This window comes from Bradyrhizobium sp. CB1717 (assembly GCF_029714325.1).
Classification (GTDB): Bacteria; Pseudomonadota; Alphaproteobacteria; order Rhizobiales; family Xanthobacteraceae; genus Bradyrhizobium.
Genome location: NZ_CP121666.1, coordinates 2,529,373 through 2,542,175, shown reverse-complemented (window position 1 = coordinate 2,542,175; position 12,803 = coordinate 2,529,373). Strand labels below are relative to the sequence as shown.

The 12,803-nt window shown below is 64.7% G+C and carries 13 protein-coding genes; 1 reads left to right on the top strand and 12 read right to left on the bottom strand.

The features are described from left to right. Positions 1–2 precede the first annotated feature (2 nt). The 12 genes from QA649_RS12005 to QA649_RS11950 form a co-directional block, all read right to left on the bottom strand. On the bottom strand, positions 3–1,403 hold the full coding sequence (locus tag QA649_RS12005) for a cytochrome ubiquinol oxidase subunit I (protein ID WP_283024355.1): 1,401 nt from the start codon (positions 1,401–1,403) through the stop codon (positions 3–5). Between the two features lie 18 nt (positions 1,404–1,421). Beyond that, positions 1,422–2,990 (bottom strand): malate dehydrogenase (quinone), encoded by a 1,569-nt coding sequence (mqo, locus tag QA649_RS12000; protein WP_283026017.1) that lies wholly within the window; start codon positions 2,988–2,990, stop codon positions 1,422–1,424. A 17-nt stretch (positions 2,991–3,007) separates the two neighbouring features. Then, complete coding sequence (locus QA649_RS11995) at positions 3,008–3,412, bottom strand: hypothetical protein (RefSeq protein ID WP_018641396.1); 405 nt, start codon at positions 3,410–3,412, stop codon at positions 3,008–3,010. Positions 3,413–3,424: 12 nt separating this feature from the next. Then, positions 3,425–4,861 carry a class II fumarate hydratase gene (gene fumC, locus QA649_RS11990; protein WP_283024354.1) on the bottom strand — a complete coding sequence of 479 codons (1,437 nt, stop codon included), beginning with the start codon at positions 4,859–4,861 and terminating at the stop codon, positions 3,425–3,427. A 148-nt stretch (positions 4,862–5,009) separates the two neighbouring features. After that, complete coding sequence (locus QA649_RS11985; protein WP_283024353.1) at positions 5,010–5,684, bottom strand: YoaK family protein; 675 nt, start codon at positions 5,682–5,684, stop codon at positions 5,010–5,012. A 21-nt stretch (positions 5,685–5,705) separates the two neighbouring features. Further along, the gene (gene fdhD / locus QA649_RS11980) at positions 5,706–6,542 is read right to left on the bottom strand and encodes a formate dehydrogenase accessory sulfurtransferase FdhD (protein WP_283024352.1); all 837 of its coding nucleotides are present in this window, start codon (positions 6,540–6,542) and stop codon (positions 5,706–5,708) included. 3 nt (positions 6,543–6,545) lie between these two features. Continuing rightward, a complete protein-coding gene (locus QA649_RS11975) occupies positions 6,546–6,686 on the bottom strand; it encodes a hypothetical protein (protein ID WP_283024351.1) in 141 nt (46 codons plus the stop codon). A gap of 189 nt (positions 6,687–6,875) precedes the next feature. Continuing rightward, positions 6,876–7,439, bottom strand: coding sequence for a cytochrome b/b6 domain-containing protein (locus QA649_RS11970; protein ID WP_283024350.1), 564 nt, complete (start codon positions 7,437–7,439; stop codon positions 6,876–6,878). Further along, complete coding sequence (locus QA649_RS11965) at positions 7,436–8,488, bottom strand: catalase family peroxidase (RefSeq protein ID WP_283024349.1); 1,053 nt, start codon at positions 8,486–8,488, stop codon at positions 7,436–7,438. Before QA649_RS11965 ends, QA649_RS11970 begins: the two co-directional genes overlap by 4 nt. Before the next feature lie 64 nt (positions 8,489–8,552). Beyond that, positions 8,553–8,783: a hypothetical protein gene (locus QA649_RS11960; protein ID WP_283024348.1), complete on the bottom strand. Its 231-nt coding sequence runs from the start codon at positions 8,781–8,783 to the stop codon at positions 8,553–8,555. A gap of 107 nt (positions 8,784–8,890) precedes the next feature. Beyond that, positions 8,891–11,665: a winged helix-turn-helix domain-containing protein gene (locus tag QA649_RS11955; protein ID WP_283024347.1), complete on the bottom strand. Its 2,775-nt coding sequence runs from the start codon at positions 11,663–11,665 to the stop codon at positions 8,891–8,893. Positions 11,666–11,871: 206 nt separating this feature from the next. After that, positions 11,872–12,153 (bottom strand): hypothetical protein, encoded by a 282-nt coding sequence (locus QA649_RS11950; protein WP_283024346.1) that lies wholly within the window; start codon positions 12,151–12,153, stop codon positions 11,872–11,874. Between the two features lie 313 nt (positions 12,154–12,466). On the opposite strand from QA649_RS11950, the gene QA649_RS11945 reads away from it, so the two are divergent. Further along, entirely contained in the window at positions 12,467–12,709 is a 243-nt protein-coding gene (locus QA649_RS11945; protein WP_283024345.1) for a hypothetical protein, read from the top strand. The last annotated feature ends 94 nt before the right edge of the window (positions 12,710–12,803 follow it).

Below are 12,803 nucleotides of genomic sequence, written 5' to 3'. Positions count from 1 at the left end.
GGCTATTCTCCCGCTTCGACGATTGCCGGCATTTTGTCGGCGAGCGACATCGGCCGATTGGGCACGGGAACATGCAGCGGCTTGCCGCCAAGCCCGGCCGGCCCGGCACGCAGCAGCCGGTAGATGTAGTAGGTCCCGAACGAGAAGATGAAGGCGTAGACGGCGACGAACAGGATCAGCGAGGTTAGCGCGGCGGACGCCGTGAGGAACGGAGTCACGGCATCGGCAGTCCGCAACACGCCGTAGACCGTCCAGGGCTGGCGGCCGACTTCCACGGTGTACCAGCCGGTCAGGATCGCGATCCACGGCAGCGGGAAGCTGAGGAAGATGCCCCACAGCAGCAGGCGACTGCGCTCGAGCCGATGCTTGAGGCCGAGCCAGCTCCCGAACCAGGCCAGCCCCAGCATGACGAAGCCGCAGCCGACCATGATGCGGAAGGCAAAGAACGGGATCGCCACCGGCGGCCGGTCCTGCGGCGCGAAACTGGTGAGGCCAACCTCCTTCGACGTCAGGCTCATGCTGCCGATGATGCTCCCGAGCACGGGGATCGATATCGCGTATTTATTCGACTCCGTGCTCGAATCCGGAAGCGCGATCAGCACCTCGGAGGCCGGCTGCTCGTCATGCCAGCGCGCCTCGATCGCGGCGAACTTGGCGGGCTGGTAGTCGTGGACGTAGTCGCCGACGAGATGGCCGATGAAGAGCTGGACCGGAAGCAGCACCGCCGCGAGCGCAAGACCCATGCGCAGCATCACATGCGCCTCGGCCCGATAGGTCCGCCGCAGCAGATACCACGCGCCGGTCGCCGCTACGCAGAAGGCACCGGTGAGATATGAGGCGAGGAGCATGTGCGGAAAGCGGACCCAGACCACCCGGTTGAAGATGATCTGCGCCCAATCGTTCGGCACGAACTGGCCGTTCTCCAATACGTAGCCGGTCGGCACCTGCATCCAGCTGTTGTTGACCATGATCCAGAACGCCGACAGCGTGGTTCCGAGCGCGACCATCGCAGTGGAGAACAGGTAGAACCAGGGCGGCACCCGCGGCCGCCCGAAGATGAGGATGCCGAAGAAGCCCGCCTCCAGCATGAAGGCGGTGAACGTCTCGTAGGAGAGAAGCGGACCCTGGATCGGCCCCGACATCCTCGACAGCACGCTCCAGTTCGTTCCGAACTGGAACGCCATCACTACGCCCGATACCACGCCCATGCCGAAGGCGACGCCGAAGATCTTGAGCCAGAACTCGAACAAGGTGCGGTAGACGGGCCTGCCGGTGTACTGGTGCATCGCTTCGAGCACGGTGAGCCAGGCGGCAAGCCCGATCGTGAACGCCGGGAAGATGATGTGGAACGAGATCGTGAAGGCGAACTGCAGTCGCGAGAGGAGAAGCGCCGTCGGGTCCATGGCAAGCCCCCTCTCTTCCTACGCTCGCTTGGCCACCGCCGGCGCGCGTGCGGCCGGCTGCGGGATGTTGTCGACCTTGAGCACCTCCGCCGTCGCTGCGCGGATCTGGCGGCAGAACTCCGCATCCTCGATCAGCGAGACGCCATAGGACGGGATGATCTGCTTCAGCTTCGGCAGCCAGGCACTCGCCGTCAGCTCGCCGGCGAAACACTTCTGCAGCACGCTGATCGCAATGAATGCCGCGGTGGAGGCGCCCGGCGAGGCGCCGAGCAGGGCGACCAGCGAATGATCGTCGGCGCCGACGAGCTCAGTCCCGAACTCGAGCAATCCGCCGCGCTTGACATCGGGCTTGATGATCTGGACGCGCTGACCCGCCACCTGCAGCCGCCAGTCCTTCGGATCGGCCTTCGGGAAATATTCGTCGAGTGCCGCCAGACGGTGGCTCTCGGACTGCAGCACCTGCCCGACCAAGTACTCCGTGAGGCCGAAATTGTCGCGCGCCACCGACAGCAGCGGCTTGACGTTGGCGGGACGAATGGACTCGAACAAATCGAGCAGCGAGCCGTGCTTGAGGAACTTGCTCGAGAAGCCGGCATAGGGTCCGAACAGCAGTGAGCGCTGGCCGCCGATCACGCGGGTGTCGAGATGCGGCACCGACATCGGCGGTGAGCCGACGGCGGCCTTGCCGTAGACCTTGGCATGGTGACGTTTGTTGATCTCCGGATCGTCGCAGCGCAGCCAGATCCCGCTGACCGGGAAACCGCCATAGCCGCGCCCCTCCGGAATCCCGGACTTTTCGAGTAGCGGCAGCGCACCGCCGCCGGCACCGATGAAGACGAACTTGGCGCGCACCGATCGCGCTTCACCGCTGTCGGTGTCGCGCACCTCGATGCGCCAGCGACCGTCCTGCTCGCGAGCGAGATCGGTGACGCAGCTCTTGTAGTGCGCGGCGCAACCCGGCTGGCCGACGAGATGACGGACCAGGAGATGGGTCAGCGAGCCGTAATCGACGTCGGTCCCGGTGATGATGCGCGTCGCCGCGACGGGATCGCCACTGGCGCGGCCTTCCATCACCAGCGGCGCCCACTCGGCGATCTTCGACGGATCCTCGCTGTATTCCATGCCCTCATAGCAGTGATGGGCAGCCATCGCCTTGAACCGCTTCCTGAGGAAGGCGACGTTGTCGACACCGTGCACGAAGCTCATGTGCGGCACGGGATGAATGAAGGATCTGGGATCGGCGATCGCGCCGCGCGCGACGAGATAGGACCAGAACTGCCGCGACAGGTCGAACTCGACATTGACCTCAAGCGCCTTGGAGATATCGACGCTGCCGTCGGACCGCTGCGGCGTGTAGTTCATCTCGCAATTGGCCGCGTGCCCGGTGCCGGCATTGTTCCAGGCATCCGAGCTTTCGAGCGCGCAGTCCTCGAGGGCCTCGAGCATCTGGATCGTGAGCGATGGCTCCAGCTCCTTGAGAAAGACACCGAGGGTGGCGCTCATGATGCCTGCGCCAATGAGGACGACGTCGGATTCGGAAGTTCCTTGCATGGCAGTTCTCTTCGTTTGGTTGGGGTGCGATGGTATGCTCTGGATGGCCCCGGTCAGGCCCGCGCCGGCTGACGCGCCTTGGCGCGGAACGGCACGTCTGCTCCCGGCCGCAGCACCACATAGGCGCGGCGCCAGGACGAATCGTCCGTCAGCTTCCAGCTGTGCCCGGAGCCCGCGGTGTCTTCCGCCAGCAGGACATTGCCGGGGTGGATGAGGAAGTGGTGGCCGTCGCGCGTCTGGAAATCGAGCGTTCCGCTGAGCGTGATCACGAGCTGGCGCACCGGCGCGGTGTGCCAGGCGAAAGCGCCGCCCGACTCGGTCTCCTGGAAGGAGACGCTGGCCGCATCGATCTTTCCGGTCAGGAAGTCGCCACGCTGGCCCGGCTCCAGCTCGAGAAAGCCTTCCTCGAAATGCGAGTTGTTGTCCTGTCCAGTCCATAGACGTACACAGCGGATCATCGTTCTCTCCTTTCAGCCGGCTTTCGCGCCGATCGTGAGCGGCACCTTGATCTCGGCAACGTAGGGTCTGACCATCTTGGCGGGATCGACGATGCGGTCGAACTCCGGCTCGGTTACGAAGCCGAGCTTCAACGCCGCCGATTTCAGCGTGAGATCGTTGTCCATCGCGTAATGGGCGATCCGCGACGCCTTGTCGTAGCCGATCACCGGCGCCAGTGCGGTCACCAGCATCAACGATCTCTCGACATATTCCTGGATCTTCTTGTGGTTCGGCTCGGCGCCTTCGACCAGGAAGGTGCGGAAGTTCGTGCAGCCATCGGCGAGAATGGTGACGGACTGCGCGATGTTGTGGATGATCAGCGGCTTGTAGACGTTCATTTCGAGATAGCCGCCGGCGCCGCCGAAGCCGACGGCGACGTCGTTCGCCATCACCTGCACGGCGATCATCGTCAGCGCCTCCGCCTGCGTCGGGTTGACCTTGCCCGGCATGATCGACGAGCCCGGCTCGTTCTCGGGGATCAGCAATTCGGCAAAGCCCGCGCGCGGGCCGCAGGACATCAGGCGGATGTCGTTCGCGATCTTGTAGAGCGAGCCGGCAAGCGTGCGCAGCGTGCCCGACAGCTGCACCAGCGCATCATGCGCGCCCTGCACGGCGAACTTGTTGGGCGCGCTGACGAAGGGAAGACCGGTCAACCGCGCGATCTCGGCCGCGACGGCCTCCGCGAAACCCGGCGCCGCGTTGATCCCGGTGCCGACGGCGGTGCCGCCGAGCGCGAGCCGGAACACGCCGTTGAGCGCATCGTCGATGCGCGCCAGGTTGTCCGCGAGCATGCCGGCGTAACCGGACCACTCCTGCCCCAGCGTCAGCGGGGTGGCATCCTGCATGTGGGTGCGACCGATCTTGACGACGTCGTCCCACTTGTCCGATTTCTCGGCAATCGCATCGTGCAGCGCCTCGACGGCCGGCATGAGCCGTTCGGTCACGTTCGTGGCCGCGGCGATGTACATCGCCGACGGGAAGCTGTCGTTCGACGACTGCGACATGTTGACGTGATCGTTCGGGTGGACCGGGTGCTTGCTGCCGAGCGGCGTGCCCGCGATCTGACAGCACCGGTTCGAGATCACCTCGTTCACGTTCATGTTGAACTGCGTTCCGCTGCCGGTCATCCAGACGTGAAGCGGAAACATGTCGTGGTGCTGGCCGGCCAGGATCTCGTCGCAGACATGGACGATCAGCTTGTGAAGCTTGCCGTCGAGACGGCCACCGGCGTAGTTGGTGATTGCCGCGGCCTTTTTCAGGATCGCGTAGGACTGGATCATCTCGCGCGGCATCAGGTCCTTGCCGATGCTGAAATGTTCGAGCGAACGTTGCGTCTGCGCGCCCCAGAGCTTGTCCGCGGGAACGGACACTTCACCGAGGCTATCTGTCTCTTTGCGGAACTCGTTCATCCTGGCCTCTCGCGGCGATTGATGTCGAAAAGCGCCATTCCGGCACTCGCTGAGGATGATACGTCTCGCACCGTGCACCTGCTTCCGCGAACGAACGTCGCTTTGCTGAATGGCATGGTGTGACAGCGCGCACGCCGCGAGAGATCACTCAAGCGTTATCGTGGCCGGTCCGGTTCAGGCGGCACCACAGCAACGCGCATGCCGACAACGTGATCGGCACCGCAAGACTGGCCGCGCCGAGCCGCGTCGTCGTAAAGCCGCCGATGGCCGCACCGCACAGGAACATCAGGCAGAGCACGAGCATGACGCCGCCGCCACGCGAGGCATCGCGATCGGTGGCTGATACGAACTGATCGATGGCGCGCAGCATGTTGCCGGTGACGGTGACCGAGAGATAGTTCCAGCGCTCGACGCGCCGGAAGCTCGCCGACTGCAGCGCGACACCGAAGGAGATCCCGAGAATGACGAGCGGCTCAGGAATTCTGTGAAGCAGCAGCATTACCGCCGCGAGACAGACGATCTGCGCCATGAGACAGCGCAGCGGCGCCTGGATGCGGATCGCCACCCATGCGCCGAGAAGGAAGACGGCGAACGGAAGCAGGTGGTGTGCCGCGCTTTGCCATTGCCCCGAGAGGACGTCGATGCCGAGGAAGACGACATTGCCGGTCTGCGAACTCGCGAACACACCGCCCAGCGAGAGCCAGGTGAAGGCATCGATGAAGCCGCCCGACAAGGTCAGCAGAGCCGCAACGGGAAGCGACCGTTCTGGTGCAAAAGCGGCGACCCGCAGCTCGGCCGCGGGCTCCGGGGATGCGGCCTGCATCGCCATGCCGATCGACCGGGGTCAACACCCCGCGCGCGGTGCAGCCTCGTCAGGCAGCAGAACGCGTCGCGGGTGCGTGAACACGCCATATCCGTCGTCGCGGGCAATCGCCACAAGGGTGATGCCCGCTTCCTTCGCGGTCTGGATGGCGAGCGCGGTCGGCGCGGACACGGCCACGACGACCGGCACGCCCATCATCGTCGCCTTCTGCACCATCTCGACCGAGACGCGGCTGGTCAGCAGCACGGCGCCATCACAGGCCGGGCTGCCGTCGCGCATGATCGCGCCCGCGAGCTTGTCCAGCGCATTGTGGCGGCCGACGTCCTCCCTGACCGGACCGATGCCGGTGCGAGGGCTCCAGAACGCTGCCGCGTGCACGGATCGCGTGTGCTGGTTCAACGTCTGCAGGGGTGACAGCGCCTGCATCGCGTCGAGCAGGTCTCGCGCGTGAAAGGCAATGCCACGGGCTTCCACCCGCGTTGGCGTGCGGCGCGCCTGTTCGAGGCTTTCGATGCCGCATAATCCGCACCCGACCGGACCGCTGATGGCGCGGCGACGGGCGGCCAGCGTCCCCGCGCGATCGCCATCGAGCCACATCCGCACCTCGATGCCGAGCTCGCTCGGGATCAGATCGATGCTTCTGATCTCGCTTCGTCGCTCGACGATGGCTTCCGTGAGGCTGAAACCGATGCCGAAATCCTCCAGATCGGCCGGCGTCCCCATCATCACGGCATGGGTCGAGCCGTTATAGGTGAGCGCGATGGCCGTCTCCTCGGCCACCAGCCGCGAGGTCGACCGTGTCTGACCGCCGCGCCAGGCAATCTCCCAATGCCGCGTGAATGTCGAGCCTGTCATCATGGCTCACACCGTCGCCGGCTGGGCCGTGTGGCGGGACGCCCGGCTTCTGAGCGCGACGCCCAGGGCAACGAACCAGCCCCAGTTTCCGCTGATCGCGTGGATGGCCCTTCCGAGCGACGCCTTCGAGTTCGACATATCCGTCATGGCTCGATCCCTTGCACGTGCGACTGGTTGTCCGGTCATGGATGGGAGCGAGCGTACAAGCGGGCCCTCGGCCCATCTTTCGCGGAAGCGACGATATTGTTGATCTGCACGATGCGGCGCGTTGCGCGCGGTGAGCTTGCGGGCACGAGCAGGGAAGATCATTCCCGGATTGAACGCCTGCCTGCGCGCTCATTCGGCGGGCTTCATCCGCTCCCGCTGCGGCAGGGGCGAGATCGTCGCGAACACGCCATCGCGACGGATCAAGGCGTGGAACAGCGCCGCCGCCAGGTGCAGCAGCACGAGGGCGAAGAAGGCGAGACCCAGATAGACATGGGCGTTCCAAAGCAACGTATGCCCGCGGTCGCTCTGCGACAGCAACGCCGGAATTTCAATCCCGCCAAACAGGACGACTGGATAGGCTGCGGCCCAGAGCATGCCTAGCCCAAGCAAGGGCATGACGATCATGAAGCCGTAGAGCAGCAGATGCGACAATTTCGCGCCGAGCTTCATGACCGGCGGAAGATCGGCCGGCAAAGGCGGCGCGCCGAAACGAAGTCGCAGCACCAGCCTGATCAGGACGAGGGTGAGGAGCGCAACGCCGAGCGTCTTGTGGATCAGGATGAGCGGCAGGTATTTCGGCGCCACGGTCGACACCATGCCGACACCGATGAAGAGCATGGCGATGATGCAGAGCGCCATCAGCCAGTGCAGCAGCCGCTGGATCGGCGCGAAGCGATGTGGAGCACGGATCATGGCTTGGGGACCCCGCTTCTCGGATAATCCCCGGCTTCGGACGCGCGCAGATCGTAGGATTTGCGGTAGACCGACGATCGCGCAGCCGGGAACGGATCGTCGGAGACGCGGACTCCCTGCGGCAGCACGGTCGGGTCGAAGTTGATGTCGCGGCAGGGTCCATCCCGCTCCGCTTCAATTCGCGCCACGGCGAGCGTTCCGACCTGCACCTTGCGCCGGTTCTCCGGCCAGGCCCTACTTGGATCCGCGCTCGGATCTCCGGGATCGGCGACAGTGGTGACCATGGTCCATCGTTGCGGCGCGGACCGCACCCGGTTCGTGATGTCCTGCTCGAGGAAATCGGGGCCGCGCTTTTGCAGATCCGCCTGCGCGACGGGAACAGGCACTGCCGTGGGAACGAGCGACCATCGCACGGTGTGCTCATCGCCCTTCGCATTGGTGAAGACGAAGCTGTTGAGACTGTTGTAAGGCTCCTCCGCATAGCTTGCGGTCCAGGGCGCCGATTTGGCCCAGGCCGCGAATGCGGCGAACTCCGGATTGGCGCGGGTGAACGCCGCCATCGCTTCCGGATCCTTCTTGCCGGCCGCAACCAGCAGCTCGTGAAACGCCTCGGGCGTGGAAACCGCAAAGACCGGCGGGTTGATCATCGCCATTCGCCACTCCTCGCCGTCCACCGCCGATATCTGCAGCCCGATGCCGCGCACGCGCACGGTCGCATCCACCGCGTTCGGATCGGCGGTGCCGAGATTGAAACGACCGAGGACCGGATAGCGGCCCTGCACGAACACCTTGGCGCGGGAGAGCTCCACACCATTTCCGTTCGCTTCCAACGTGCCGGTGAAGCAGATTCCCTTGGCATGATTCCGCCGGTGTCCGAGTGGCGGGCCGCTCGGCGGCGTCAATGCCGCGATCATCCGATCCGGCGTGAGACGCCCAGGCGAGAGCCAGCCCGCGGTGTATGCGAAGGCCGCGGCACTACAGCCAAGGACGGCTGCAATCAGGATGAGCGATCCAAGGCTCGAACGCTCCAGTCTGCCTGGCAGTTTCATCAGGTCTCCTTGCAACACGAAGGATGCCTGGCGATCGAACGCGCAGCTCTCCGCTCGAATGATATTAGTTTTTTAGCGGGCGACGCCGGCGCGATCTTCCCAAACGCACCGTAAATTTCGCGAAGGCACGGCGGTCACGTCGTTGTCGGCGGCCATCACGAATCCATTCCGGCGTTCTGAAAACGGCCGCGAGGTCGCGGTCGAACTTGCCGCCGAGGCTGCGGGCGATCCGGATACAAGCGCGCGGAATGGGAAGATCGCCCCGATCCATCAAAGCATGCTGATCCCGCAACATGTTGCAGAACGTTCCGGAGCACGGGGATGCGGCGCTCACCGAGGCCGCAACGGCATCCGATTGATCAATCGGATGACGCCCCCGGGGCATCCCACTGCAGCGAGAAGCTACGACGTCGAGAGTTCCGCGATCATCGCTTGCGCGCGTTTCAGGTCCGACGTCTCGAAACCTTCAGTGAATTTGTCATGCACGGACGCAACAACGCGGCGTGCGTCCTCGGCACGGTTCTGACTCATCCTCAGCCGTGCCATGCTGATCGCCGTTCGCAGCTCCCAGGACAGCGCGCCCTGCTCCCGCGCCACCAGGAACGCATTGTCAAAGGCCTGCTCGGCGGCGGCAACCGAACGGCATTCGCCCGGATGCAGCAGCAACTCGCCCTTGATGCGCCAGAGCTCGGCTGCATACCAGCGCTCGTCCCTCGCCTCGCACCTGGCGAGCGCCTGGTCGGCGGTTGCGAGCCCCTGCGACACCTCGCCGGCCTCACCGAGGCATGCCGCCAGTTCGCCGAGTGGTAGCAGGAAGCGCGGCAAGAAGCGCGCCTCGCCCGCCAGCTCGAGCGCCTTGTGAAGCAGCGGCAATCCGGTGCCGATGTCGCCGTTTCGCACCATCACCACGCCGCGGAAAGCGCGCGCCCAGATGTTCCACAGCCGGATTGGATGACGTTCGGTGTGCTCGATCAGCATCGTGCAATAGCGCTCCGCCGCGCCGAGATCACCGGCAAGGAAGGTGACCGGGCAGGCGCCCTGGCCCAATATGCTGCAGAATGTCAGAGCGTGACCGCTCGCACTCCCTTCCTCGACATTACGCTCGACGACACTCAATGTCTGATCCGGGCGACCGAGCAGCCACAGAATGCGCGCCTGGAAATAATGCGCCGAAGCTCTCAAATCGAAGCGGAAGCGGATGACCTGCGGCTTCGCAGCGAGGTCCGAGAGGCGCGACAAGGTCCGCTGAATGTGATGATGCGCCAGTTTCTGGTCACCGAGAAAGTGCAGCGACGTGGCGAGCAGCCGGTCGGCCATCATCCGGTCGACGGAATTGCTGCAATCGGCCGCGGCCTCGGCGAAACGGTGTGCGAACTCGAGCGCCTTGCGGAACTCGCCATTGTTGAACTGATCGATGCACAGTCCCCAGAGCGCCCGCAGCAGATAATCTCTGTCGCCGAGTTGCTCGGCAAGCTGCAGGGCCGCGGCCCAGGCAGGCCCGGCCTCCCTTGCTCTTCCGACGCCATACATCAATGCCCAGCCACGCGCGGCTGACAATTGCATGCGGAGCCGCGATGCGTTCGCGGCGCTCTCGTCGAGGCTGCCCAAGGCCAGTTCGGTCCGCTCGCGGCATTCGGACAGGAGCGACAATTGCACCCATAGCGGAACCGCCGCCGCGGTCAGCGCCGCTCCGATCCGCGCGTCTCCGCCGGGCGAGAACGCCCAGTCGAGGCACGATCGTACGTTGTCGATGTGGCGGCCATAGAAGGCGAGCCACTCCGACTGCGGCTTCACCTCGCTATCGGCTTCCGCATTCGCGAAGAAGCCGCAATAATACCTCGCCTGACGGCGGGCCGCGTCGGCAAATTCTCCGCCGGCATGAAGCTTTTCCAGCGCGTAAGCGCGCGTGGTGTCCAGCAGGCGATAGTAAGGGCGGTCGCCGCGAATGTCGGCGAGGACGAGCGACTTTGCCACCAGATTGGCGAGCTGCCCGGTGACATCGCCGATGTCCTCGCCGGCGACTGCGATCACCGCTTCGAGCAAGAACTCCCCGGCAAATATGCCGAGCCGCAGCAGCAGGCGGGCTTCGGACTCCGGCAGCAGGTCGTAGCTCCAGTCGAGCGTCGCGCGCAGCGTTTGCTGCCTCGGCAGCGCCGTACGCCGGCCGGTCGTCAGGAATCTGAACCTGTCGTCGAGAAGGGCGGCGATCTTCGGCGGACTGAGCATCGCCGCGCGCGCCGCCGCGAACTCGATCGCGAGCGGAATGCCATCCAGCCTCCGGCAAATGGCAGCGACGGCATCGATATTCTCGTCGTCGGACGCGAAGCTGGAACCCAAGGCCCTTGCTCGCGTCGTGAACAACTCCATGGCGGCATACGCGGATGCTGCGCCGGGTTCGAGCCGGGTTTGGGGCGGCACGCCGAGGGGAGTGACGCGATAGACATGCTCACCATCGATGCGCAGTGCTTCCCGGCTCGTCGCCATGATGGTGGTCTCGGGACAGCGACTGACGATGGTCTCCGCAACCTGGGCCACGGTGTCGACCACATGCTCGCAATTGTCGAGAACCAGCAACAATTTCCTGGCACCGATCGCGCGTGCGACGGATTCAGGCGACATCTCTTCGCCTTCGAGCTTGATGCCAAGCACGCTCGCAACGGCGGAGCAGACGAGCCTGGGATCGGACAGCGCGGCCAGCTCGACCAGCAATCGATCCGCGGCAAAGCCGGCCGGCGGCTTTCTGGCGGCATCCAGTGCAAGCGCTGTCTTGCCGATTCCACCGGGGCCGACGAGGCTCACGACTCGATAGGCCGACATCAGCTCCCACAGATGCGTGGTCGCAGCCGTACGGCCGATGAGATTGAACGACGCGTTGGGGATATTGGTCGACGACAGCTGTGCGGGTGCGGCAGATTGTAGCGGGGCGTCCGTCTGCCTGATCTGCCACACGCCCACCAGGCGATAGCCGCGGCCGACCGTGGTGACGAGCATGTCGCGTCCCGAACCAAGGGCCTTCCGGATCGCCGCAATGTGCACGCGGAGTGCACTGTCCTCGACGAAGACGTCCTGCCACACGCGCTCGGTCAGATCGTTCTTGGTGACCAGTTCGCCTTGAGCCTGCGCCAATTCGGCAAGGATCTCAAAGGCACGCCCTCCCAAGGGAACGGGCGCTCCCATTGAGCGCAACTCCCGTCGGGCAAGATCGACTTCCCATTCCCCGCACACATACACGGGTCGCTGGCCTGGCTCAGCCATCATCGACAGCCCCAAGCGGTTCCTGGATCTCGTGCTCAGCCTACCACCAACCTTTCCAAAAAAAACACCACGCCCGGAAGCCTATTCCGGCTCCCGACCACGTTCGGTCGCGCTTTGATGCGTAAGTCTCAGCAGCCGCGACAGATCGATCCTTTAAGCATCTTCGCGAGCCGGGCGTCTTCCTTGTCGATGGCCCGGTCCGTGCCGAGCAACGGCCCGCCCATCGCGTGACCGCCGCTCTCGGACGACGAAAGCGCGGTACCGAGCGAGTTCGTCCCGGGCCTGCCGGCGCTCGTACCGAGCGCACCGCCGCTCGCCATCGACATCGACGAGCCGACGCCGCCGCGGGCAAGCGCGGCGCCGGAGAGAGCAAGGCAGGTGACGACGCAGAGAAACGAGATCAGTCTCATGGCTGCACTCCCAATTCTGTATGACCTGAATCGAGAACTGGGCGCCGCGCGCGATTTGACCATGCACGATCGCGCGATCGTTTCTGACATCGGTGACAGGATTCCATGCGACACGCACAAGGTATTCGTCGATAGCCTGGGCACCATGTCCTGCACTCGGCCATCTTCTCGCGAGCGTGATGCACGCGCACGGGTTTTGCCCGCAGGGCGACCTATATATCTCGACATAGAAGACAATTCTCGGAAACGCCACCAGCCGAGCAGCGATCCTCGCCAAGCGACTCTCCGCACGAGACAACAATGGAGAATCGCTATGCGTGCATTCAAGATCCTGATCGCTACGGCACTGATCTCAACAGCGACAATTTCATCGGCTTCCGCCGCATGGTCCTTCGCCGACCAGGAGCCTGCGGCCTATGCCTCGATGTATCCTGACCGCGACGTGCTGAATGGCGGCGCGTTGACGCCGGCAGGACGTATGGGACTCGAGCGCCCCGGTGGCGCAGCTCCCGTGTTTGGCGCAGGCCAGGTTCACGGCTATCACTGGCGCCGATGACTGCGCGGAGCAAGCAGACACGATGCAGCCCGCAGTTACAGGCAACCATCGTTCGCGAGCTCGAACGGAGCGCGACCGCGTCATGCGCGCGCAA

Bases quoted from the DNA above. Each gene is read 5' to 3' on its own strand.
- QA649_RS11955 (WP_283024347.1), bottom strand. From the start codon at position 11,665: ATGGGAGCGCCCGTTCCCTTGGGAGGGCGTGCCTTTGAGATCCTTGCC.
- fdhD (WP_283024352.1), bottom strand. From the start codon at position 6,542: ATGATGACAGGCTCGACATTCACGCGGCATTGGGAGATTGCCTGGCGC.
- QA649_RS11945 (WP_283024345.1), top strand. From the start codon at position 12,467: ATGCGTGCATTCAAGATCCTGATCGCTACGGCACTGATCTCAACAGCG.
- QA649_RS11965 (WP_283024349.1), bottom strand. From the start codon at position 8,488: ATGAAACTGCCAGGCAGACTGGAGCGTTCGAGCCTTGGATCGCTCATC.
- QA649_RS11950 (WP_283024346.1), bottom strand. From the start codon at position 12,153: ATGAGACTGATCTCGTTTCTCTGCGTCGTCACCTGCCTTGCTCTCTCC.
- QA649_RS11970 (WP_283024350.1), bottom strand. From the start codon at position 7,439: ATGATCCGTGCTCCACATCGCTTCGCGCCGATCCAGCGGCTGCTGCAC.
- QA649_RS11985 (WP_283024353.1), bottom strand. From the start codon at position 5,684: ATGCAGGCCGCATCCCCGGAGCCCGCGGCCGAGCTGCGGGTCGCCGCT.
- QA649_RS11995 (WP_018641396.1), bottom strand. From the start codon at position 3,412: ATGATCCGCTGTGTACGTCTATGGACTGGACAGGACAACAACTCGCAT.
- QA649_RS11960 (WP_283024348.1), bottom strand. From the start codon at position 8,783: ATGTTGCGGGATCAGCATGCTTTGATGGATCGGGGCGATCTTCCCATT.
- fumC (WP_283024354.1), bottom strand. From the start codon at position 4,861: ATGAACGAGTTCCGCAAAGAGACAGATAGCCTCGGTGAAGTGTCCGTT.
- QA649_RS12005 (WP_283024355.1), bottom strand. From the start codon at position 1,403: ATGGACCCGACGGCGCTTCTCCTCTCGCGACTGCAGTTCGCCTTCACG.
- QA649_RS11975 (WP_283024351.1), bottom strand. From the start codon at position 6,686: ATGACGGATATGTCGAACTCGAAGGCGTCGCTCGGAAGGGCCATCCAC.